Origin of the sequence: Streptomyces sp. P9-A2 (assembly GCF_036634175.1) — a bacterium.
GTDB classification, from domain to species: domain Bacteria; phylum Actinomycetota; class Actinomycetes; order Streptomycetales; family Streptomycetaceae; genus Streptomyces; species Streptomyces pratens.
Map to the genome: position 1 here is coordinate 4,798,821 of NZ_JAZIFX010000001.1, position 20,815 is coordinate 4,819,635.

Below are 20,815 nucleotides of genomic sequence, written 5' to 3' on the forward strand. Positions count from 1 at the left end.
AGACGTGATCGATATCAGCGAGTCCGTGATGCAGTTCCTTCTGGCGTTCCTTGTCGTCGGCCCGCTCCTGGGTGCCGTCGCCGCTCTCCTCCCGGCCCCGCCGGGACTCAAGGGAAAGTCACCCGACCAGGCCGTGCTCCGGCACGGCGTGACCGTCACCGGCGCCGTCCTCATCGCGGCGATCGTCCTCGCGCTCGGCTTCGACCACGACCGACCGTCGACGATGCAGGCCACGACCGACATCAGCTGGATTCCCGCACTCGACGTGCGGATCCACCTCGGCACCGACGGCATCTCCCTCCCCCTTCTGGTCCTGACCGCACTGCTGACCTTCCTCAGCGCGCTCCACACATACTTCAAACCGCCCGCGGGCCCGTCCCCGAAGGCCTTCGTCGCCCTGCTGCTCGTCCTCGAGTCCGGCACCCTCGCGGCCTTCGCCGTCCTCGACCTGATCCTGTTCTTCCTCGCCTTCGAGATGGTCCTGATCCCGATGTACTTCCTCATCGCCCGCTGGGGCGGCGAGGGCCGGGCCGAGGCCGCCTGGAAGTTCGTCCTCTACACGCTGCTCGGCTCCGTGGTCATGCTGCTCGGCCTGCTCCTGATCGGAATCGAGGCGGGCACATTCGACATGGTGGCACTCGCCACTGACAACGGCCGGTCACTCACCGTATCCGTGCAGATCATCGCCGTACTGGCGATCGGCATCGGGCTCGCGGTCAAGACCCCGATGTGGCCGCTGCACAGCTGGCTGCCCGACGCCCACACCGCCGCCCCGACCGTCGGCTCCGTCCTGCTGGCCGGCGTCCTGCTGAAGATGGGCACGTACGGGTTCGTGCGGATCCTGCTCCCCGCCGCACCGGACGGCTTCCGCACGTTCGCGCCCTACCTCGCCGCCTTCGCCGTCGTCGGCATCATCTACGGATCCCTCGCCTGCCTCGCCCTCGCAAGGGAAGGCGCCAAGGGCGACCTCAAACGCCTCATCGCCTACTCCTCCGTCGGCCACATGGGCTTCGTCCTCCTCGGCATCGCCACCATGACCCCGACCGGCGTCAACGGCGCCCTCTTCGCCAACATCGCCCACGGCCTCATCACCGGCCTGCTCTTCTTCCTCGTCGGCGCCCTCAAGGACCGCACCGGCACCGTCGACCTCGACACCCTCTCCCGCCTGTCATCCGGCCTCCGCTCCTCATCGAACGGCTCCGCCGCACCGGATCGGCTCCCGGCCGGCGCCGCCCTCTACGGCAGGGCGCCGCGCCTCGGCGGACTGCTCGCCTTCGCCGCCGTCGCCTCCCTCGGCCTGCCCGGCCTCGCCGGGTTCTGGGGAGAGATGCTCGCCCTCTTCGGCGCGTTCGACCCCGCCGCCGGACTCAGCCGCCCCGCCTTCCTCGTCTTCATGTCGATCGGCGCCTTCGGCACCCTGCTGACCGCGGCGTACCTGCTCGTCGTGGTCCGCAGGGTCTGCATGGGCGCGCTGCCGGAACAGGCCCCCGCGCTCCCCGACGTCCGCGGCTACGAGTTCGCGGCCTGGACCCCGCTCGTCGTCCTCACCGTCGTTGCCGGACTGTGGCCCGGGGCCCTGATCGGACTGACCGATCCGGCCGTGCAGCAGCTCCTCACAGGAGGCACCCGATGAGCTCCCTCGTCCAGTCCGTCGACTGGCTCGCCATCGCGCCGCCCGTCATCGCGGCCGTCGTCGGACTCGCCGTCCTCGTCGCCGACCTGTTCGTCGGCGAGGCCAGGAAACCGCTCCTCGGGTGGTTCGCGGTGACCGGACTCGCCGCCGCCACGCTCATGCTGCTGCCTCTCCTCGACGCCGACCGCAGCACGTTCTGCCTGGTCGGCGACCCCGGAGTGTGCAGCTACACCGCCGACCGGTTCACCCTCGTCATCCAGTTCCTGGTGCTCGGCGGCGCGCTCCTGACCGCCCTCCTGTCGGTCACCGCCCTCAAGGACGCCGACAAGCGGCTCCCCGAGGGCGAGTACTGGTTCCTGTTCCTGTCCTCCGTCGCGGGCGCCGCCCTCCTGCCCGCCTCCCGCGACCTCGCGACCCTCGTCGTCGCCCTGGAGGTCGCCTCCCTGCCCGCCTTCGCCCTGGTCGGCCTCAGACACGGCGACCGGAAGTCGTCCGAAGCGGCACTGAAGTTCTTCCTGTCCTCGGTCACCGCCACCGCGGTCAGCCTCCTCGGCATCAGCTTCGTCTACGCCGCCACCGGGACCCTCCACCTCACCCTGGTGGCCGAACGCGTCCAGACCGTCGACGGACAGCTCCACACCCTCGCCCAGACCGGCGTCGTCCTCACCCTCGTCGGCTTCGCCTTCAAGACGGCCGCCGTCCCCTTCCACTTCTGGGTGCCCGACACCTACGTGGGCGCCCCCCTGCCGATCGCCGCCTACCTGTCGGTCATCGGCAAGGCGGTCGGCTTCACCGGCCTGATCCTCGTCACCGTCGTCGCCCTCCCGTCGTACGCCGAGGTCTGGGGCCCGGCCCTCGCCGCGCTCGCCGCGCTCACCATGACCGTCGGCAATGTCGGCGCCCTCGGCCAGCAGGCCACGCGCGCGTACAGCGCGGTACGCCTCCTGGCCTGGTCCTCCGTCGGCCAGGCCGGCTACCTCCTGGTGCCGATCGCCGCCGCCGCGTACTCCGGCGACGCCGAGAAGTCGATCGGCTCCACCCTCGCCTACGCCCTCATGTACGGCGCGGTGAACCTCGGCGCCTTCGCCGTCGCCGCCCTGGTAGGCCGTACGAAACTCCTCAACCGGGTCTCCGACTACCGCGGCCTGTACACCTCCAGCCCGCTCACGGCACTGCTCCTGGCCTTCTTCCTGCTGTGCCTCGCCGGACTCCCGCCCGGCATCATCGGCCTCTTCGCCAAGGTCACCGTCTTCTCCGCGGCCGTCGATGCCGGACTCGGCTGGCTTGCCGTCGTCATGGCCGTCAACGTCGTCATCGCGCTGGTCTACTACCTCCGCTGGACGGCCCTGCTGTTCCGCGCCCCCGACGGCGAACCGGCCGTGCACCGCGTCCCGGCCCCGCTCACCGCCGCGATCGCCCTCACCGGAGTCCTCGGCATCGCCCTGTCCGGCGCACCACAACTGATCCTGCGCCTCACCGACACCGGGCTCTTCTGACCCGACCCCCGGGGCCATGCCGACCCCCGGGGCCCCGAGGTCCCGAGGCCTTCCAGGTTTTCTCCGGCCAGGTCTCCTCCGGCGCCCGGCCCGCATCCACCGGCCCACGCTTTCCGGCCACCGGACGGGCGCGGCCCGCACTGCGCCGAGGGAGGCCGTCACCCGGACGGTTTACACGCGCCACCACGCGCCCCGGGGAACCTGTGCCGCTCGCCTGGCGTTGACGAATACGGGAGGGTCCACTGGACGTGAGGCCGAAGCACCCGGGGCCGTCGCAGGTCAGAAGGAAGATCGGCAGACAAGGGTGCCCCGCCGCACGATTTGGAGGGCGTACTGTGCACCGCCGGCACAACGGGCTCAGGACCGCGGTCCTCCTCGGGGGACTGTCCGCGCTCATCATCGTCATCGGCAGCTTCTTCGGCCGTACGGGCCTCGTTGTCGCTGTCGTGATCGCGCTGGGCACCAACGCGTACGCGTACTGGAACAGCGACAAGCTCGCCCTGCGCGCGATGCGGGCCCGCCCCGTGAGCGAGTTCGAGGCCCCCGGCCTGTACCGCATGGTCCGCGAGCTCTCCACCCAGGCCCGCCAGCCCATGCCCCGCCTGTACATCTCCCCGACCGAGGCGCCCAACGCCTTCGCCACCGGCCGCAACCCGCGCAACGCCGCCGTGTGCTGCACCGAAGGCATCCTGCGCCTGCTCGACGAGCGCGAACTGCGCGGCGTCATCGGCCATGAGCTCAGCCATGTCTACAACAGGGACATCCTGATCTCCTCGGTCGCCGGAGCCCTCGCCTCCGTGATCATGTTCCTGGTCAACTTCGCCTGGCTGATCCCGGTCGGCCGTTCCAACGACGACGACGGTCCCGGCATCCTCGGCGTGCTGCTGATCATGATCCTGGGCCCGCTCGCCGCTTCCCTCATCAAACTGGCCATCAGCCGCTCCCGCGAGTACGAGGCAGATGCCTCCGGGGCTCAGCTGACCGGCGACCCTCTCGCCCTGGCAAGCGCCCTGCGCAAGCTGGAAACGGGCACCAAGCAGCTCCCCCTGCCCCCCGAGCCCCGCATCGAGACCGCCAGCCACATGATGATCGCGAACCCGTTCCGACCGGGCCAGGGGTTCGCGAAGATGTTCTCGACCCACCCGCCCATGGCGGAACGCATCGCCCGACTCGAGAAGATGGCAGGTCGAACGCAGTGAAGACCATCCTGAACGTCATATGGCTCGTTCTGAGCGGCTTCTGGCTGTTCCTCGGCTACCTGCTCGCCGGCGTCCTGTTGTGCATCACGGTTATCGGTATTCCTTTTGGCATCGCCGCCTTCCGGATCGGTGTCTATGCCCTGTGGCCCTTCGGGTACACGGCGGTCGAGCGCAGGGACGCGGGCGCCGCCTCCTGCATCGGCAACGTGCTGTGGCTGGTCCTCGCGGGCTGGTGGCTGGCCATCGGCCACATCGTCACCGGCCTCGCCCTGTGCGTGACGATCATCGGCATCCCGCTCGGCATCGCCAACTTCAAGCTGATCCCTGTTTCGTTGCTCCCGATGGGCCGCGAGATCGTACGCACCGACCAGCCGTTCGCGTCCCGCTAGTCCCACTGGCCCCGGCTGGATCGACTGGGTTCTCCACAGCCCACGAGCGCGTCGACGAGGGTTGTCCACAGGGGTCCGCGACTGTCGGTGGCGGCGTGCATCATGAGTCCATGACCGAGAGTGAGCATTCGCCGACATGTGGTGGTGGTCGAATTCCAGCGGGCCCAGAAGGCCGGGCCCCGCCCGCAACGCCACCTGCTCCTGTCCTGCCATGGGGCTGCCCCGCCGTGGCCCTGCCTCGCCCTGCAGGGCCCGCCCGGGCCCGGGGGCGGTCTACCGTACGGCGGCCCTCCACCGCCGCACCGTGTAGGCGGCCGTACCCACCGTCAGCACTCCCGTGCCGAGAGCCACGGACATCCCCGGCAGCGAGAACGCCAGGACCAGGCACCCGGCGAGCCCGGCCGCCGGCAGTACCCGCGCCGCCGGCCCCGGCCGAAGCGTCCAGGCCGACGCGTTGGCCACCGCGTAGTACACCAGCACCCCGAAGGAGGAGAACCCGATCGCGCCCCGTACGTCCACCGTGGCGGCCAGGACGGCGACCACCACTCCCACGGCCGCCTCCGCCCGGTGCGGCACCCGGAAACGGGGGTGGACGGCGGACAGGGAACCCGGCAGATGCCGGTCCCGGGCCATGGCCAGCACCGTCCGCGAGACACCCAGGATCAGGGCGAGCAGCGACCCCAGTGCGGCCGCGGCCGCACCCACCCGTACCACCGGCGTCAGTTCCGGAACCCCGGCCGACCGCACCGCGTCGGCCAGCGGCGCGCCCGAGTCACCCAGCTCCTGGACCCCCAGAACCGAAAGGACGGCGACCGCGACAGCCACGTACACGACCAGTGCGATGCCCAGCGCCAGCGGGATCGCGCGCCGGACGGTGCGCGCCGGATCCCGTACCTCCTCGCCGAGGGTCGCGATCCGCGCGTACCCGGCGAAGGCGAAGAACAGCAGACCGGCGGCCTGGAGCACACCGCCCGCGCCGCCCGGCGCCGCGAAGGAGAGGCGCCCGGCATCGGCCTGCCCCGAGGCCAGGCACACGACCACCACGGAAGCGAGAACAGCAAGGACAACGGCCACGATCACCCGCGTCAGCCACGCGGACTTCCGCACACCGCCGTAGTTCACCGCGGTCAGCGCCACGACGGCGGCGACCGCCACGGCGTGGGCCTGCCCCGGCCAGAGGTACGCCCCGACGGTGAGTGCCATCGCCGCGCAGGAGGCGGTCTTCCCGACCACGAACGCCCAGCCCGCGAGGTACCCCCAGAACTCCCCGAGCCGCTCCCGCCCGTAGACATAGGTGCCGCCCGATTCGGGGTACAGCGCGGCCAGGCGTGCCGACGACGTGGCGTTGCAGTAGGCGACCACGGCGGCAGCCGCGAGCCCGAGGAGCAGCCCGGAGCCGGCCGCCCGCGCCGCGGGTGCCAGAGCGGCGAAGATCCCGGCCCCCACCATGGAGCCGAGACCGATGACGACGGCGTCCCCCACGCCGAGCGTGCGACGCAGTCCGGGACCGGAACGGGCTGTCATGAGGCCGCACCCTACTGACCGCGGGAACCGTCACACATGCCCACGCCGTCCTCTGTCCCAACACGACATGAACGGAACGCCGGGCGCGGTTTTCACAGGCCGTGCCAGGTGAGAGCACGGTACGAGAGGTCAGGGGCAGGACATGACGATCATCAGCTGGATCATTCTGGGGCTGCTGGCCGGAGCGATCGCGAAGTTCCTGCTGCCGGGCCGCGACCCGGGCGGCTTCATCGGGACGACTCTCATCGGCGTCGCCGGAGCGTTCATCGGCGGCTGGGTCTCGGCCCGTTGGCTGGACCACCCGATCACCAGGGACTTCTACGACGGTGCCACCTGGGCCGCCGCGATAGGGGGCTCCCTGGTCCTCCTGATTGCCTACCGACTCCTCTTCGGACACTCACGCGACTGACGCCACCGGCATCCCGGGAAACAGCCGCCGGCCGAGCAGAGCGGGTGCCCGGAGACACCCGCCCTGCCGCGTACACGCATGCACGAGACTCCCGAGGCGCACGCGGCTTCGCTCTCCGCCCGGACCTAGCGGTAGTTCACGAACTGCAGGTCGAAGTCGAAGTCCTGGCCCTTGAGCAGGGAGATGACGGCCTGAAGGTCGTCACGGCTCTTGGAGGAGACCCGGAGTTCCTCGCCCTGCACCTGAGCCTTCACACCCTTGGGGCCCTCGTCCCGGATGAGCTTCGCCACCTTCTTCGCGTTCTCCTGGGTGATGCCCTCCTGGATCGACGCGAAGAGCTTGTACTCCTTGCCGGAGAGCTGCGGCTCACCGGCGTCCAGGGACTTCAGCGAGATACCCCGCTTGATCAGCTTGGACTGGAAGACGTCGAGGACAGCCTTCACCCGGTCCTCGGAGTTCGCCTCCAGAAGAATCTTCTCCCCGGACCACGAGATCGAGGCACCCACGCCCTTGAAGTCGTAGCGCTGTGAGATCTCCTTGGCGGTCTGGTTGAGGGCGTTGTCGACCTCCTGCCGCTCGACCTTCGAGACGATGTCGAAACTGGAGTCGGCCATGTCCTGTGGCTCCTTGTATCGGGTTGTGTATGGGGCTGAGAGCCGGATGCGTACCGGCTACCGGCGTATGTGGGCGGCCGTCGAGTCCGGCATCGGTCCCGGGCCGCATCCTCACAAGCCTAGCCACCCCGGGGCCCCCGGGTGGCGATCAATCGGGTGGCGAACCACCCCTCCCCATCAGGTATCGTTTACGTCGTTGCCACGGAGCGCCGCCGCAAGGCGGTTCGAGGGCAGCAACCTTGGCGGTGTGCCCGAGCGGCCAAAGGGAGCAGACTGTAAATCTGCCGGCTCAGCCTTCCCAGGTTCGAATCCTGGCGCCGCCACAAGACCGAAAGGGTCTGCGACCAGCAGAAATGCTGACCGCAGACCCTTTCGGCGTTGACGGGCCACGCTTGGCCGCTATGGGTGCTTTTTCCTCGTGTGTCTCACTCTGATTCGCGTGCTGGCCAGCGCGTGCTGGCCAGCGCGTGCTGGCCAGCGCGTGTGGGGCAGACGTGGGGCAGCTTTCGGGCCCGCTAGGCGGGTTGACCGAAGTCATGTGCTGATCCCGGGGGCTGCCAAGGGACCGATGGGCTGGGTCAGCTGCGCTGCGGGGCCCGTGAACTGCTTGGACGGCGGCGGACAGCCTGACTATCGTCCTGTCTGGCCCGCCGGTCGGCGGGCGTTTCGCTGCCCATGGGGGGGCTTGCTCAGCCATGTCCGACACTTCGCAGAACACATTCGATCCGCCTCCGGCGACCACCGGACACCTTCCGCCGTACGTCGCGCCGTTCCGATCGCCGAGGGGTCTCGCGACGGCGCTCACCGCACTCTTCAGCCTCACTATCGGGGTGGACCTGCTCGCCGCTGTCTTCGACGTCAATATGTGGCGGCTGATGGACGAGATACTGGGCGGCGGGTCCGTCGAGGACGCCGATCTGACGCGGGCCGACTACCTCCAGGCTGTGGGAGGCGTGCTGCAAGTGACGCTCCTGGTGGCGACGGCTGTGGTCTTCGTCATCTGGTTCTACCGGGTGCGCAGGAACGCCGACTTCTTCGCGCTCGACTCCTGCGAGATGAAGAGCGGCTGGGCCATCGGCGCCTGGTTCATACCGATCGGCAACCTATGGTTGCCGCGCAAGGTCGCGGGCGAGGTGTGGAACGCCAGCACTGACTGGGACTCCGAGGCGCGCCGCACGTCCCGCACCCCGATGAACGTCTGGTGGGCGTTGTTCGTGGCGACATGGTTGGTCGACCGGGTCGCAGGCTCGGCCTATGAGGACGCCGCCAGCGCGGCGAAGTTGAAGCAGGCCGCGGGAATGATGATGTTCTCCGACGTCCTCGACGCGGTGGCAGCAGTCTTCGCGCTCCTCTTCGTACGGAAGCTGACCCGCATGCAACTCGACAAGGCGACCGCGCGCCAAGAGCAGATCCTGCCGCAGACCCAACCGTAGTCCTGACGGGTCGGGCGAGGTCAGATGCCCGCGTTCTAGGCCACCAAGGCACCAACCTGAATGAGAGCACGAGGATCAGCACCGCACTTTCTCCAGGCCGCTTAGCCGCCGTTCTTCAGGGCCCGTTCGATTCGGGCGTTCGCCGTGGCGGCAGCGTCGTCCAGGCACTTCGCGTACACCCGGAACAGCACGGCCACACTGTGGCCGGCGCGCGCGGCGACGACCTGTGGTTCCACTCCAGAACTGAGCCATGTGGAGACGGCAGCGTGGCGGAGATCATAGGGACGCTTGGCCAACTGCGACGCGCGCTGAGCGGGTGTGAGGGCGCGTAAGCGAGCCTCGGCCCAGACTTCGCAGTATCCGGTGTCCTGGACGAGTCCGCCGCGCTGGGTCCGGAACAGCCGGCCGTCGGGGGCGACGCCGTAAGCGGTGACATGCCACCGCAGCAGGGTGAGGTTCCCCCGGCAAACGGCGGCACACGGAATGCCGCAGGTCGTAGGCGGTGAACGGGGCCCGCTGTAATCTGCCGGCTCAGCCTTCCCAGGTTCGAATCCTGGCGCCACCACAAGGGGAGACCCCCTCCGGACTGTGAGACACAGTCCGGAGGGGGTCTTCGCGTTTGTTGTGGGGTATGTGCGGGGCGGGTCGCTCGGGGAGACTGGCGGGATGTCGTCGCGTCGTAGGCGTTGTCCCGAGTGTCGTCGTGAGATCGCCGTCGTGGCCGGGCGGTACGCGCGTCACGATCCGCCCGGTGCCAGGGGGAGCGGGGAGCTCACCTCGTGCCCGGGGTCCCGCCGATATGCCCGGGCCGGAGCCGAACAACCGTCGCTGGACGGGTACGTCGTACCGGATTTCTCGGGGCAGATGCCGCTGTTCTAGCCGTCCTCGAGAAGCTTTCCGTATCCTCCCGCGTGTCTCCCGCGGCTCACTCGCCCGCCACCGCCTTCACCGCCACCGGGATCGGCACGGAGCCGCTGATCAGTTCCAGGGTCAGGCCGGCCGTCGAGGAGCCCTCCACCAGCTCGGCCAGGACGGCGGCCACATCGTCGCGGGGGATCGGGCCGCGGCCGGTGTGGGCCTCCAGGTGGACCAGGCCGGTGCCGGCGTCGTCGGTGAGCATGCCGGGGCGCAGGATCGTCCATTCGAGGCTGCCCAGGCCGCGGACGTACGCGTCGGCCTCGCCCTTGGCGCGCTGGTACACGTCGAAGATCTCGTCGCCCTGATGGGTCGGGTCCGCGCCCATCGACGAAACGACCACGAAGCGCCGCACGCCGGCGCGGACCGCGGCGTCGGCGAAGAGGACCGCCGCGGCCTTGTCCACCGTCTCCTTGCGTGCCGCGCCGCTCCCCGGGCCGGCGCCTGCGGCGAACACCGCGGCGTCCGCGCCCCGGAGTTGCTCCGCGACGTCCGCCACCGACGCCGACTCCAGGTCGAGTACGACCGGCTCGGCGCCCAATTGCCGCAGGGTGTCGGACTGTTCGGGCTTGCGGATGATGCCCGCCACTTCGTCTCCGCGCGCGACGAGCAACCGCTCCAGCCGCAGCGCGATCTGACCATGACCACCAGCGATGACAATGCGCATGCCTTCGACCGTACGCCGCGACGATCGCATCCGCCGCACGGCACGGCGCGGAAAGAGAGGAACGAAAGGGGCAGCAGCAGGAACAGCAGGAGCAGGGGGGGAGCAGGGGGAGCAACTGGAAGCGAGGGAGGGGGCGGCGGAAGGGCTATGCGATTCCTGTCCGGCCCTGCCGGGGCAGGTCCGTTGCCGGGTCCGTTACGGGGTCCGTTACGGGGTCCGTTGCCGGGTCCGTTGCCGGTTCCGTGGGCGTCGTCGACGAACCGCAGTACTCCCGTACCGCGCTCGTCCGTGCGACCACGCGTCCCCGGTGCACCACGATCCGGCTGTACGCCAGGGACAGTGCGGTCGGCAGCCGGTCGCCGCGGACCGCGAGCAGTTCGGCGGGGAAACCCGCCTCCACCCGCACCTCGGGCAGTCCGAGGGCAGCGCGGGCCGACGTGCTCACCGCCTCGTAGGCGTCCTCGGGGGACAGTCCGTGGCGGGAGGCCAGCAGGTAGGCCGCCTCCAGCGGGTCGCCGCGGCCGACCGGGTTCGACACGTCCCGCAGGGCGCCGCTCCCGGCCGCCACCCGTACGCCCGCCGCGCGCAGCAGCCGTACCGGAGCCGTGCCCGTGCCCCGGCGGTCGAGGCCTCCGCAGTCGCCCTGGGGCAGGCACACCACGGTGACCCCGGCCGCCGCCAGTTGGTCCGCGGTACGCGCGGCCGTCTCGGCGGGCAGCCGGCCGAGGCCGCCGCACGGGCTGAGTGTCACACCCGGCCGCAGCCCGCCCGCCATCGCGGCGAGCCGGGCCACGCGGGCGGGGTCGGCGGTGTCCGTGTGCAGGTCGACGGGGCAGCCGTGCTCGGCGGCGACCTCCAGGACCGCTTCCACGTACCCCGTGGGGTCGGGGTCGACGTCCGGACAGCCGCCCACCACCGACGCGCCCATCTTCATCGCGTCCCGCAGCATCGCGATCCCGTCGGCCCCGGCCACCCCGGTCAGTACGCGCGGCATCGCCACCGTCGTCAGCTCGGTCAGCCCGCGCAGCGAACGCCCCGCCTGCAGTACGGCGGTGAGCGCGCCGAGTCCGGTCATGTCGTCCACGCGCACGTGTGCCCTGAGTGCCGTCGTCCCGTGCCCGAGCTGGAGCAGTGCGGCCTCCGTCGCCCGGCTCCGGACGTCGTGGGGGTCGTACGAGACGGGGCCGTCGGATGCCCCGGACAGGGCGGTGTCGGAGTGGGCGTGCGGCTCGACGGGGGCCGGCAGGAGCAGATGGCCGGCCAGGTCGACCCGGGTGCCGCCCGTACGGGTGCCGTCCACGGTCAGGCTGCCGGCCGTGCCGACCGCCTCGATGCGCCCGCCGCCCAGCCGTACGTCCACGGTGCGGCCGTCGGTGAGCCGCGCGCCGCACAGCAGGAGCGGTGCCGGGCCGGACGGGTCCGGGGGCGGTACGGGCGACGAGGGGGGTGGCGGCTGCGGCCGGTTGTCGGGCATCGCGCTCCTGAGGCTCGGACTGCGCACGGTTGTCGCAGGATCACACAGAGAGAAGATCACGCAGAGTGAGTCGAGCCTAGGGCGGAGGCCCGTTCCTCGCCGGGAGGAGCGTGAGAGTCAGCAATAGTCGTATTGGTGTGGCCGGGCAGGGGTCACCGTGGTCCGGAGGGAGTGTCGCGGGGGGCCGGAGGGGGTGTCCGGGACCGTCGGGAGGGAGTGGCCGACAGGGTGGGACAGGGGCCGCGAAACGGATTTGGGTGAACGGCGGCAGAGCGTGTAATGTCTTCCTCGCTCGCCCCAATAGCTCAGTCGGCAGAGCGTCTCCATGGTAAGGAGAAGGTCAACGGTTCGATTCCGTTTTGGGGCTCTGGTGTGTGAGGTTCCCGTCGCGAGGCGGGAATCGATCGCATCACAGCGGTGTAGCTCAGTCGGTAGAGCAAGCGGCTCATAATCGCTGTGTCACCGGTTCAAGTCCGGTCACCGCTACACACAGTAGCCGATTGCGGGGTCGGTCCTTCGATCGGCTACTCTTTCTGCGTTCATTCAGTTTCATTAATCCCGTCCGTCCAAGGAGCACTCACGTGGCTGCCACCGACGTCCGCCCGAAGATCACGCTGGCCTGCGTGGAGTGCAAGGAGCGGAACTACATCACCAAGAAGAACCGGCGTAACAACCCGGACCGCCTGGAGATGAAGAAGCACTGCCCGCGTTGCAAGGCGCACACCGCGCACCGCGAAACGCGATAAATCAGGCTCGTACGCGAGGCCGTCCCCCTTGTCGGGGGGCGGCCTCGCGTTGTTCTTCCCGCCGGCCGACCAGGGCCGCACGAGACACAGGAGGTGCCGCGCGCATGGCGCTCGACCAGTCCTTCGTGGGGCGGAGCTACCCGCCCACCGATCCCTATGAAGTGGGCCGGGAGAAGATCCGAGAGTTCGCCGAGGCGGTGGGGGACGCCAACCCGGCGTACACGGACGCGGAGGCCGCCAAGGCTCTCGGGCATTCCGATGTGATCGCTCCGCCGACCTTCGTGTTCGCGATCACCTTCAAGGCCGCCGGGCAGGTCTTCACCGACCCCCAGCTCGGCCTGGACTACAGCAGGGTGGTGCACGGCGACCAGAAGTTCGCCTACCGCCGCCCGGTGCGCGCCGGTGACCGGCTCACCGTCACCTCGACCATCGAGGCGATCAAGTCGATGGCGGGCAACGACATCCTGGACGTCCGCGGCGAGGTGCACGACGAGGCCGGAGAGCACGTCGTGACCGCCTGGACCAAGCTGGTGGCCCGTGCCGCCGAGGGGGCGTGAGCAGCATCATGACGGCGAAGATCTCCTACGCCGACGTCGAGGTCGGCACCGAGCTGCCCGCGCAGACGTTTTCCGTGACCCGGGCCACTCTCGTCCAGTACGCGGGCGCCTCCGGCGACTTCAACCCCATTCACTGGAACGAGAGGTTCGCCAAGGACGTCGGTCTGCCCGACGTCATCGCGCACGGCATGTTCACCATGGCCGAGGCGATCCGCGTGGTCACCGACTGGGTGGGCGATCCGGGCGCGATCGTCGAGTACGGCGTCCGCTTCACCAGGCCGGTCGTCGTCCCCGACGACGATCAGGGCGCGACCATCGAGGTCACGGGCAAGGTAGCGGCCAAGCTCGACGACCACACCGTCCGCGTCGACCTCACGGCGACCAGTGCGGGGCAGAAGGTGCTGGGGATGTCGCGGACGGTCGTACGGCTCGCCTGACCGGAAAACCGTGTCGCGTGACATGACGTAGGGGGCGCTCTTCACGGAGAGCGCCCCCTACGTCGTACCGGGCCCGCCTCTTGACGTAGTTAGTGATTGAGTACTAACTTTGCGGCATGGTCAGGATGAGCGCAGAGGAGAGGCGCGAGAGCATCGTCCGCGCGGCGAGCGCCGAGTTCGCCCGCGGTGGCTACCACGGCACGTCGACCGAGGCGATCGCCAAGCGGGTCGGTGTCTCGCAGCCGTATCTCTTCCGGCTCTTCCCGGGCAAGAAGGCCATCTTCCTGGCGGCGGCGGATCGCTGCGTGGAGGACACCATCCGCATGTTCGCGGAGGCGTCCGAAGGGCTGAAGGGTGAGGATGCCCTGCAGGCCATGGCGATGGCCTATACCCGGACCATCGCGGAGCGGCCCGAACTGCTCATGATGCAGATGCAGATGTACCTCGCCGTCGCGGCCGCCGAGCAGGAGGGCGACGAGGAGTTCGGTGCGAGCGTGCGCGCCGGCTGGCTGCGGCTGTGGGACACCGTCCACCTCGCCCTGGGGGCCGACGTCCACGAGACGACGGACTTCATGGCGCACGGCATGCTCATCAACTGCCTGTCCGCCATGGGGTTCCCGGCCGGACACCGGATCTGGGAAGGGCTGGACCTGTCGACGCGGGTCGAGGGCCCGCGGAAGGAATGAGAAGCAGCGCCATCGGTGGCTCCGGTGGTGCCGGCGGAAGTGGTGGCTCCGGCGGAAGTGGCCGAAGTGAAGGAAGGCGTTATGGTGCCGCCTTTTTCTGCGCGTGAAAGTTAGTCATCAATAACTAACAACATCATCTCCTGGGGGAGCGATGTCACAACAGAAAGCACGCGGCGGTTCGGCCGCCTGGGCACTCGTCATCACCAGCGTCGCCGGCTTCATGGCGGCCCTCGACAACCTCGTCGTCACCACCGCACTGCCCTCCATCCGCAAGGACCTGGGCGGCGGCCTGCACGACCTGGAATGGACCGTGAGCGCCTACACGCTCACCTTCGCCGTCCTGCTGATGTTCGGCTCGGCACTCGGCGACCGTTTCGGCCGCCGCCGGCTCTTCATCGCCGGTATCACCGTCTTCACCGTGTCCTCCGCCGCCGCGGCCATGGCCCCCGGCATCGACTCCCTGATCGCCGCCCGCGCGGTGCAGGGCGCCGGTGCCGCGGTCATGATGCCCCTCACCCTCACCCTGCTCACCGCGGCCGTACCCGAGGCGCGGCGCGGTATGGCGTACGGCATCTGGGGCGCCGTGAACGGCCTCGCGGTGGCCTCCGGACCGCTGGTCGGCGGCAGCCTCACCGAACACATCTCCTGGCAGTGGATCTTCTGGCTGAACGTCCCGCTGGGCCTGGTCCTCATCCCGCTCGCCCGCCTGCGCCTCGCCGAGTCCCACGGGACCGGAGCCCCGCTCGACCTGCCCGGCACCCTGCTCGCCAGCGGCGGACTCTTCGGCATCGTCTACGGACTGATCCGTGGGCCCGTCGACGGCTGGACCGGCACCGTCGTCCTGACCGGCCTGTTCGCCGGGACGGCGCTGCTCGTGGGCTTCGTGCTCTACAGCATCCGCGCCAAGAACCCCATGCTGCCGATGCGGCTGTTCCGCTCCCGCGCCTTCTCCGGCATCAACGCGGCGAGCCTGCTGATGTTCCTCGGCATGTTCGGCTCGATCTTCCTGCTCAGCCAGTACATGCAGGGCGTGCTCGGCTACACGCCCACCGAGGCGGGCCTGCGGATGCTGCCATGGACCGGCATGCCGATGCTCGTCGCCCCGATCGCCGGCATCCTCTCCGACCGTGTCGGCGGCCGTCCGGTCGTCGCCACCGGCCTCTTCCTGCAGGCCCTCGGCCTCGGCCACCTGGCCGTGGTGGCGACCGCCGACGCCTCCTACGCCGCCCAGCTGCCCGCCCTGATCATCAGCGGCATCGGCATGGCGCTGTACTTCGCCCCGGCCTCCCACCTGGTGATGTCCAGCGTCCGCCCGAAGGAACAGGGCATCGCCTCCGGAGCCAACAACGCCCTGCGGGAGGTGGGCGGCGCTCTCGGCATCGCGATCATGGCGTCGATCTTCGCGTCCCGGGGCGGCTACGAATCCGGCCAGGCCTTCGTCGACGGTATGCGTCCGGCGCTGGTGGTCGGCGCCGCGGCGGTCGCCCTCGCAGGCGTCGCGACCCTGTTCATACCGGCCCGCAGGCGGCCCACCGCGCCCACCGCGCCCACCGCGCCCCCGGCCGGTCCGGCGCCGGAACCGGTACTGGAAACGGCCTCCTGAGCTCCGCTGGAAACAGTCCCCTGAAGCCCTGCCGGAAACGGTCTCCTGAGCCCATCGGAATGCCATGGACCCCCATGAGCTCCCACCCACCACGGAAGGACCCGGTCATGCCCACGCTTCCCTGGACCGTCCCGAACATCCCACCGCCCCACACCGAAGTGCACGTCTTCGCCTCCCGCTTCGAGACCCGCACCCTCTGGGGAGCCCTGCGGTTCTTCCTCAGGACACCCGGTGTCTGGCGACAGGTGAGCAGGGCTCCCGGCGCGTACGGAGCCTCCCTGAAGGCACAGCCGCTGCGGCGGACGTTCTGGACCGTGTCCGCCTGGGAGTCCCCGGAGGCCCTCGGCGCCTTCGCCCGTACCGGCCCGCACGCGCCGACCGCCCGCGGGCTCGTTCCGCGGATGCGTGACGCCGAGTTCGCCGGCTGGACCGCGAAGAGCGAGGACCTCCCCGTCGACTGGACCGAAGTACGGCGCCGCCTCACCTGAACGCATGTCCGCGCGTGCGCACGGCCCGCCCCGGGCGGACGCCGGCGCCCGCGCAAGCACTCGCGCCCGCGCAAGCACTCGTGCACGCGCACGTACCCGTGCACGCGCACGACAGCGCACCCGGCCCCCGCCGTCCCGTCCGGCGAGGGCCTTAGTCTTGAGCCCGTGCAGGAACTCCACGACGCCCCCCTCGCCCCGCTGACCACGTTCCGCCTGGGCGGCCCCGCGACCCGGCTGGTCACCGCGACGACCGACGAAGAAGTGATCGCCGTCGTCCGCGAGGCCGACGACGGCGGTACGCCCCTGTTGATCATCGGCGGTGGCTCGAACCTGGTCATCGGCGACAAGGGCTTCGACGGCACCGCACTCGTCATCGCCACCCGGGGCCTCACCCTGGACGGCACGCGCCTGGAACTGGCGGCCGGAGAGGTGTGGACCGACGCCGTCGCCCGCACCGTGGAGGCCGGCCTGGCCGGGATCGAGTGTCTGGCCGGCATCCCCGGCTCGGTGGGCGCGACCCCCATCCAGAACGTCGGCGCGTACGGCCAGGAGGTCTCCTCCACCATCACCGAGGTCGTCGCCTACGACCGCCGGACCCGCGAGACGGTCACCCTCACGAACGAGGAGTGCGCCTTCTCCTACCGACACAGCCGCTTCAAGGCCGACCCCGAGCGCTACGTCGTCCTGCGTGTCCGCTTCGGCCTGGAGGACGCCGACGGCCTCTCCGGCCCCATCCGGTACGCCGAGACGGCCCGCGTCCTCGGCGTCGCGCCGGGCGACCGCGTCTCCCTGCCCACGGCCCGTGAGACGGTCCTGAAGCTCCGCGCCGGAAAGGGCATGGTCCTGGACCCCGAGGACCACGACACCTGGTCGGCCGGCTCCTTCTTCACCAACCCGATCCTCACGGGCGAGGAGTTCGCTGCCTTCCGGGCCCGGGCGAAGCAGCACCTCGGCCCCGACACCGAGCCCCCCGCGTACCCCGCCGGCGAGGACCGCACCAAGACCTCCGCCGCCTGGCTGATCGACAAGGCCGGCTTCACCAAGGGCTACGGCGAAGGCCCGGCCCGCATCTCCACCAAGCACACCCTCGCCCTCACCAACCGTGGCGAGGCGACCACCGAGGACCTGCTGGCACTCGCCCGCGAGGTGGTGTCCGGCGTACGCGAAACCTTCGGCATCACCCTGGTCAACGAGCCGGTGACGGTAGGGGTCGGCCTCTGAGGGGCCACGGACCGCCAGCCTTCACTCCGTCGGAGCAGTCGGCTCCCGCCCCCATCCCGCCGGAGCAGTCGGTTCCCGTGCTCACTCCGTCGGAGTCGTCAGCCCTCGCCCTTACTCCGTCGGAGCAGTCAGCTCCCGCCCCCATCCCGCCGGAGCAGTCGGCTCCCGCGTTCACCCTGCCGGAGTCGTCAGCCACCGGTCGATCCCCGCCAGCAGTTCCGCCCTGACCGCATCCGGAGCCCTCGATCCGCGCACCGACTGCCGTGCCAGCTCCGCCAGCTCGGCGTCCGTGAACCCGTGGTGCTCACGCGCGATCTCGTACTGGGCCGCCAGCCGCGAGCCGAACAGCAGGGGATCGTCCGCGCCCAGGGCCAGCGGCACGCCCGCGTCGAACAGCTTCCGCAGGGGCACGTCCCCCGGCTTCTCGTACACGCCCAGCGCCACGTTCGACGCCGGGCACACCTCGCACGTCACCTGCCGGTCCGCGAGCCGCCGCAGCAGCCGTGGGTCCTCCGCCGCCCGCACCCCGTGCCCGATCCGGTCGGCCTCCAGATCGTCCAGGCAGTCCCGCACGGACGCGGGCCCGGACAGCTCACCCCCGTGCGGCGCGGACAGCAGTCCGCCCTCGCGCGCGATGGCGAACGCCCGGTCGAAGTCCCGGGCCATGCCGCGCCGCTCGTCGTTGGACAGCCCGAAGCCGATGACCCCCCGGTCCGCGTACCGCACCGCCAGCCGGGCCAGCGTGCGCGCGTCCAGGTGGTGCTTCATCCGGTTCGCGGCGACCAGCACCCGGATCCCGAGCCCGGTGTCCCGCCGCGCCGAGTCCACCGCGTCCAGGATGACCTCCAGCGCCGGGATCAGCCCGCCCAGCCGCGGCGCGTACGACGTCGGGTCGACCTGGATCTCCAGCCAGCCCGACCCGTCCTTCAGGTCTTCCTCCGCGGCCTCTCGCACCAGTCGCTGGATGTCCTCCGGCTCCCTCAGACACGAGCGCGCCGCGTCGTACAGCCGCTGGAACCGGAACCAGCCCCGCTCGTCCGTGGCCCGCAGGCTCGGTGGTTCCCCGCTGGTCAGCGCGTCGGTCAGCGCCTCGGGGAGGCGCGCACCGTACTTGTCGGCCAGTTCCAGCACAGTGGCGGGGCGCATCGACCCGGTGAAGTGCAGATGCAGATGGGCCTTCGGCAGCAGGGAGAGGTCACGTACACGTTCCATTCCGAAATCCTGCCGCACATCCCGGGAACCTCGGTAGCGCTTTCCCCGAACGTGGTCTTGCTCGCACGTCAGTACGAGGAAAACGGAAGCGGGCCGCCCCCCGGAGGGAAACGGCCCGCGACCCGCTCTCGTGAGCAGTTCGGACTCAGTCCTGTGCCTCCGCCAGCAGCTTCTGGATCCGGCTCACGCCCTCCGCCAGGTCCTCGTCGCCCAGCGCGTAGGACAGCCGCAGGTATCCCGGAGTACCGAAGGCCTCGCCGGGTACGACCGCGACCTCGACCTCCTCGAGGATGAGCGCGGCCAGCTCCACGGAGTTCCGCGGCCGCTTGCCCCGGATCTCCTTGCCGATCAGGGCCTTCACCGACGGGTAGGCGTAGAACGCGCCCTCGGGCTCCGGGCAGACCACGCCGTCGATCTCGTTGAGCATCCGGACGATGGTCCTGCGCCGGCGGTCGAAGGCCTCGCGCATCGTGGCGACCGCGTCCAGGGAGCCGGAGACCGCGGCCAGCGCCGCCACCTGGGCGACGTTCGACACGTTGGAGGTGGCGTGCGACTGCAGGTTGGTGGCGGCCTTCACGACGTCCTTCGGACCGATGATCCACCCGACCCGCCAGCCGGTCATCGCGTACGTCTTCGCGACACCGTTGACCACGATGCACTTGTCCCGCAGCTCCGGCAGGACCGCGGGCAGCGAGGTGAAGGTGGCGTCGCCGTAGACCAGGTGCTCGTAGATCTCGTCGGTCAGCACCCACAGACCGTGCTCGACCGCCCAGCGGCCGATCGCCTCGGCGTCCTCGGCGCTGTAGACCGCGCCGGTGGGGTTCGAGGGGGAGACGAACAGGACGACCTTGGTCCGCTCCGTCCGCGCGGCCTCCAGCTGCTCCACGCTGACGCGGTAGCCGGTCGTCTCGTCGGCGACGACCTCGACCGGGACACCGCCGGCCAGACGGATCGACTCCGGGTACGTCGTCCAGTACGGGGCCGGGACGATGACCTCGTCGCCCGGGTCGAGGATCGCGGCGAAGGCCTCGTAGATGGCCTGCTTGCCGCCGTTGGTGACGAGGACCTGGGCGGGGTCCACCTCGTAGCCGGAGTCGCGCAGCGTCTTCGCGGCGATCGCGGCCTTCAGCTCGGGCAGTCCGCCGGCCGGCGTGTAGCGGTGGTACTTCGGGTTTCGGCAGGCCTCGATCGCGGCGTCGACGATGTAGTCCGGAGTCGGGAAGTCGGGTTCACCGGCGCCGAAGCCGATCACCGGTCGCCCGGCGGCCTTGAGGGCCTTGGCCTTGGCGTCCACGGCGAGGGTGGCGGACTCGGAGATCGCACCGATCCGGGCGGAGACCCGGCGCTCGGTGGGAGGGGTTGCAGCGCTCATGACCCCATCGTTCCAGACCGGCGACCTGCCCGGCACGAGGGTTTCACGGACTGAACGGGTCCTGGTCAACCTCTGGACACCAGTCCGAGTCCCTCCCGCGGGCCCTCTCCATCGGGACGATCTTCGGCCGGGAGGCCGGGCACGGGTCTTTTCTGTTCGACGCCCGGCCCCGGAACACGTACACTCACACCTCGTTGGCCTTCTGCGGCCGCGCTCATCGGGTGCACACCAAGCATCCGGTCGGATGCGGTACGTTGGGGGACACACAAAGGGTCGTAGCTCAATTGGTAGAGCACTGGTCTCCAAAACCAGCGGTTGGGGGTTCAAGTCCCTCCGGCCCTGCTATGCACAACCTTAGCCAGGATGTGTACGCATGTACGTACAGCAATGCACCGCCGTGCGGCTCATACCGGGCGCGGCACGGCCATGACCCGGAATCAGGTGAGGACGAGTGACGGACGCCGTGGGCTCCATCGACATGCCTGATGCCGAGGACGAGGCGCCGGACTCCAAGAAGAGGACCCGCAAAGGCGGCAAGCGGGCCAAGAAGGGTCCGCTGAAGCGCCTCGCGCTCTTCTACCGCCAGATCGTGGCGGAGCTTCGCAAGGTTGTCTGGCCGACCCGGAACCAGCTGACGTCGTACACAACCGCAGTGATCATCTTTGTGGTCGTCATGATCGGCCTGATCACTCTGATCGACTACGGACTCAGTCACGTCGCCAAGTACGTATTCGGCTGAG

The 20,815-nt window shown here is 70.0% G+C and carries 21 protein-coding genes, 4 tRNA genes and 1 pseudogene; 19 read left to right on the plus strand and 7 right to left on the minus strand.

From position 1 onward, the window contains the following. The first annotated feature begins 4 nt into the window (after positions 1 to 4). The 4 genes from V4Y04_RS21895 to V4Y04_RS21910 all read left to right on the plus strand — a co-directional run bounded on the left by V4Y04_RS21895 (position 5) and on the right by V4Y04_RS21910 (position 4,717). The gene (locus V4Y04_RS21895) at positions 5 to 1,633 is read left to right on the plus strand and encodes a complex I subunit 4 family protein (protein WP_332429973.1); all 1,629 of its coding nucleotides are present in this window, start codon (positions 5 to 7) and stop codon (positions 1,631 to 1,633) included. Beyond that, a complete protein-coding gene (locus tag V4Y04_RS21900) occupies positions 1,630 to 3,129 on the plus strand; it encodes an NADH-quinone oxidoreductase subunit N (RefSeq protein ID WP_332429974.1) in 1,500 nt (499 codons plus the stop codon). The genes V4Y04_RS21895 and V4Y04_RS21900 overlap by 4 nt, the downstream gene beginning before the upstream one ends. A gap of 335 nt (positions 3,130 to 3,464) precedes the next feature. Further along, the gene (gene htpX, locus V4Y04_RS21905) at positions 3,465 to 4,328 is read left to right on the plus strand and encodes a zinc metalloprotease HtpX (RefSeq protein ID WP_332429975.1); all 864 of its coding nucleotides are present in this window, start codon (positions 3,465 to 3,467) and stop codon (positions 4,326 to 4,328) included. Beyond that, complete coding sequence (locus V4Y04_RS21910) at positions 4,325 to 4,717, plus strand: YccF domain-containing protein (RefSeq protein WP_332429977.1); 393 nt, start codon at positions 4,325 to 4,327, stop codon at positions 4,715 to 4,717. The genes htpX and V4Y04_RS21910 overlap by 4 nt, the downstream gene beginning before the upstream one ends. A 273-nt stretch (positions 4,718 to 4,990) precedes the next feature. Here the strand turns inward: V4Y04_RS21910 and V4Y04_RS21915 are convergent, their stop codons facing one another. Continuing rightward, a complete protein-coding gene (locus V4Y04_RS21915) occupies positions 4,991 to 6,241 on the minus strand; it encodes an APC family permease (protein ID WP_332429979.1) in 1,251 nt (416 codons plus the stop codon). A gap of 142 nt (positions 6,242 to 6,383) precedes the next feature. On the opposite strand from V4Y04_RS21915, the gene V4Y04_RS21920 reads away from it, so the two are divergent. Continuing rightward, positions 6,384 to 6,650, plus strand: a complete 267-nt coding sequence (locus tag V4Y04_RS21920) for a GlsB/YeaQ/YmgE family stress response membrane protein (RefSeq protein ID WP_332429981.1) — start codon at positions 6,384 to 6,386, stop codon at positions 6,648 to 6,650. A gap of 125 nt (positions 6,651 to 6,775) precedes the next feature. On the opposite strand, the gene V4Y04_RS21925 is transcribed toward V4Y04_RS21920, so the two are convergent. Continuing rightward, positions 6,776 to 7,264 carry a YajQ family cyclic di-GMP-binding protein gene (locus V4Y04_RS21925; RefSeq protein ID WP_332429982.1) on the minus strand — a complete coding sequence of 163 codons (489 nt, stop codon included), beginning with the start codon at positions 7,262 to 7,264 and terminating at the stop codon, positions 6,776 to 6,778. 241 nt (positions 7,265 to 7,505) lie between these two features. On the opposite strand from V4Y04_RS21925, the gene V4Y04_RS21930 reads away from it, so the two are divergent. Then, positions 7,506 to 7,587 (plus strand) — tRNA-Tyr (locus V4Y04_RS21930). Positions 7,588 to 7,959: 372 nt separating this feature from the next. Continuing rightward, complete coding sequence (locus V4Y04_RS21935) at positions 7,960 to 8,697, plus strand: DUF4328 domain-containing protein (protein ID WP_332429983.1); 738 nt, start codon at positions 7,960 to 7,962, stop codon at positions 8,695 to 8,697. 101 nt (positions 8,698 to 8,798) lie between these two features. Here V4Y04_RS21935 and V4Y04_RS21940 read toward each other — a convergent pair. Beyond that, positions 8,799 to 9,149 (minus strand): annotated as a pseudogene (locus V4Y04_RS21940) (site-specific integrase); the annotation flags it as partial. 214 nt (positions 9,150 to 9,363) lie between these two features. On the opposite strand from V4Y04_RS21940, the gene V4Y04_RS21945 reads away from it, so the two are divergent. Next, positions 9,364 to 9,576 carry a hypothetical protein gene (locus V4Y04_RS21945; protein WP_332429984.1) on the plus strand — a complete coding sequence of 71 codons (213 nt, stop codon included), beginning with the start codon at positions 9,364 to 9,366 and terminating at the stop codon, positions 9,574 to 9,576. Between the two features lie 46 nt (positions 9,577 to 9,622). Here V4Y04_RS21945 and V4Y04_RS21950 read toward each other — a convergent pair whose 3' ends face one another. Next, positions 9,623 to 10,279, minus strand: a complete 657-nt coding sequence (locus V4Y04_RS21950) for an NAD(P)H-binding protein (protein WP_332429985.1) — start codon at positions 10,277 to 10,279, stop codon at positions 9,623 to 9,625. Positions 10,280 to 10,424: 145 nt separating this feature from the next. Further along, the gene (locus tag V4Y04_RS21955) at positions 10,425 to 11,753 is read right to left on the minus strand and encodes an amidohydrolase family protein (protein ID WP_332429987.1); all 1,329 of its coding nucleotides are present in this window, start codon (positions 11,751 to 11,753) and stop codon (positions 10,425 to 10,427) included. A 294-nt stretch (positions 11,754 to 12,047) separates the two neighbouring features. On the opposite strand from V4Y04_RS21955, the gene V4Y04_RS21960 reads away from it, so the two are divergent. From V4Y04_RS21960 to V4Y04_RS22000, 9 genes are all read left to right on the plus strand, one after another. Continuing rightward, a tRNA-Thr gene (locus V4Y04_RS21960) sits at positions 12,048 to 12,120 on the plus strand. A gap of 46 nt (positions 12,121 to 12,166) precedes the next feature. After that, a tRNA-Met gene (locus V4Y04_RS21965) sits at positions 12,167 to 12,239 on the plus strand. Between the two features lie 95 nt (positions 12,240 to 12,334). Continuing rightward, positions 12,335 to 12,499 (plus strand): 50S ribosomal protein L33, encoded by a 165-nt coding sequence (rpmG, locus tag V4Y04_RS21970; protein WP_006347275.1) that lies wholly within the window; start codon positions 12,335 to 12,337, stop codon positions 12,497 to 12,499. 104 nt (positions 12,500 to 12,603) lie between these two features. Continuing rightward, positions 12,604 to 13,056 carry a MaoC family dehydratase N-terminal domain-containing protein gene (locus tag V4Y04_RS21975; protein ID WP_332429989.1) on the plus strand — a complete coding sequence of 151 codons (453 nt, stop codon included), beginning with the start codon at positions 12,604 to 12,606 and terminating at the stop codon, positions 13,054 to 13,056. Between the two features lie 8 nt (positions 13,057 to 13,064). Continuing rightward, the gene (locus tag V4Y04_RS21980) at positions 13,065 to 13,493 is read left to right on the plus strand and encodes a MaoC family dehydratase (RefSeq protein WP_332432956.1); all 429 of its coding nucleotides are present in this window, start codon (positions 13,065 to 13,067) and stop codon (positions 13,491 to 13,493) included. 116 nt (positions 13,494 to 13,609) lie between these two features. Continuing rightward, positions 13,610 to 14,179, plus strand: coding sequence for a TetR/AcrR family transcriptional regulator (locus tag V4Y04_RS21985; protein WP_332429990.1), 570 nt, complete (start codon positions 13,610 to 13,612; stop codon positions 14,177 to 14,179). Between the two features lie 151 nt (positions 14,180 to 14,330). Continuing rightward, positions 14,331 to 15,782, plus strand: coding sequence for an MFS transporter (locus V4Y04_RS21990; RefSeq protein ID WP_332429992.1), 1,452 nt, complete (start codon positions 14,331 to 14,333; stop codon positions 15,780 to 15,782). Positions 15,783 to 15,889: 107 nt separating this feature from the next. Beyond that, on the plus strand, positions 15,890 to 16,270 hold the full coding sequence (locus tag V4Y04_RS21995) for a DUF3291 domain-containing protein (RefSeq protein ID WP_332429994.1): 381 nt from the start codon (positions 15,890 to 15,892) through the stop codon (positions 16,268 to 16,270). A gap of 165 nt (positions 16,271 to 16,435) precedes the next feature. Further along, complete coding sequence (locus V4Y04_RS22000) at positions 16,436 to 17,491, plus strand: UDP-N-acetylmuramate dehydrogenase (RefSeq protein WP_332429996.1); 1,056 nt, start codon at positions 16,436 to 16,438, stop codon at positions 17,489 to 17,491. Positions 17,492 to 17,662: 171 nt separating this feature from the next. On the opposite strand, the gene V4Y04_RS22005 is transcribed toward V4Y04_RS22000, so the two are convergent. After that, on the minus strand, positions 17,663 to 18,703 hold the full coding sequence (locus V4Y04_RS22005; protein WP_332429997.1) for an adenosine deaminase: 1,041 nt from the start codon (positions 18,701 to 18,703) through the stop codon (positions 17,663 to 17,665). A 145-nt stretch (positions 18,704 to 18,848) separates the two neighbouring features. Next, positions 18,849 to 20,075: a pyridoxal phosphate-dependent aminotransferase gene (locus tag V4Y04_RS22010; RefSeq protein WP_332429999.1), complete on the minus strand. Its 1,227-nt coding sequence runs from the start codon at positions 20,073 to 20,075 to the stop codon at positions 18,849 to 18,851. Between the two features lie 269 nt (positions 20,076 to 20,344). Between V4Y04_RS22010 and V4Y04_RS22015 the strand changes: the two genes are divergently transcribed. Continuing rightward, positions 20,345 to 20,417: transfer RNA gene (locus V4Y04_RS22015), tRNA-Trp, on the plus strand. A gap of 109 nt (positions 20,418 to 20,526) precedes the next feature. Then, positions 20,527 to 20,814: a preprotein translocase subunit SecE gene (secE, locus tag V4Y04_RS22020; protein ID WP_332430000.1), complete on the plus strand. Its 288-nt coding sequence runs from the start codon at positions 20,527 to 20,529 to the stop codon at positions 20,812 to 20,814. Position 20,815: the final 1 nt, after the last annotated feature.

Excerpts from the sequence above, each read along its gene's own strand:
- V4Y04_RS21945 (WP_332429984.1), top strand. The coding sequence starts at position 9,364 with ATGTCGTCGCGTCGTAGGCGTTGTCCCGAGTGTCGTCGTGAGATCGCC.
- V4Y04_RS22010 (WP_332429999.1), bottom strand. The coding sequence starts at position 20,075 with ATGAGCGCTGCAACCCCTCCCACCGAGCGCCGGGTCTCCGCCCGGATC.
- V4Y04_RS21985 (WP_332429990.1), top strand. The coding sequence starts at position 13,610 with ATGGTCAGGATGAGCGCAGAGGAGAGGCGCGAGAGCATCGTCCGCGCG.
- V4Y04_RS22005 (WP_332429997.1), bottom strand. The coding sequence starts at position 18,703 with ATGGAACGTGTACGTGACCTCTCCCTGCTGCCGAAGGCCCATCTGCAT.
- V4Y04_RS21915 (WP_332429979.1), bottom strand. The coding sequence starts at position 6,241 with ATGACAGCCCGTTCCGGTCCCGGACTGCGTCGCACGCTCGGCGTGGGG.
- V4Y04_RS21935 (WP_332429983.1), top strand. The coding sequence starts at position 7,960 with ATGTCCGACACTTCGCAGAACACATTCGATCCGCCTCCGGCGACCACC.
- V4Y04_RS21995 (WP_332429994.1), top strand. The coding sequence starts at position 15,890 with ATGCCCACGCTTCCCTGGACCGTCCCGAACATCCCACCGCCCCACACC.
- V4Y04_RS21925 (WP_332429982.1), bottom strand. The coding sequence starts at position 7,264 with ATGGCCGACTCCAGTTTCGACATCGTCTCGAAGGTCGAGCGGCAGGAG.
- V4Y04_RS21920 (WP_332429981.1), top strand. The coding sequence starts at position 6,384 with ATGACGATCATCAGCTGGATCATTCTGGGGCTGCTGGCCGGAGCGATC.
- V4Y04_RS21900 (WP_332429974.1), top strand. The coding sequence starts at position 1,630 with ATGAGCTCCCTCGTCCAGTCCGTCGACTGGCTCGCCATCGCGCCGCCC.
- V4Y04_RS21975 (WP_332429989.1), top strand. The coding sequence starts at position 12,604 with ATGGCGCTCGACCAGTCCTTCGTGGGGCGGAGCTACCCGCCCACCGAT.
- V4Y04_RS21980 (WP_332432956.1), top strand. The coding sequence starts at position 13,065 with ATGACGGCGAAGATCTCCTACGCCGACGTCGAGGTCGGCACCGAGCTG.
- V4Y04_RS21955 (WP_332429987.1), bottom strand. The coding sequence starts at position 11,753 with ATGCCCGACAACCGGCCGCAGCCGCCACCCCCCTCGTCGCCCGTACCG.
- V4Y04_RS21950 (WP_332429985.1), bottom strand. The coding sequence starts at position 10,279 with ATGCGCATTGTCATCGCTGGTGGTCATGGTCAGATCGCGCTGCGGCTG.
- V4Y04_RS21990 (WP_332429992.1), top strand. The coding sequence starts at position 14,331 with ATGTCACAACAGAAAGCACGCGGCGGTTCGGCCGCCTGGGCACTCGTC.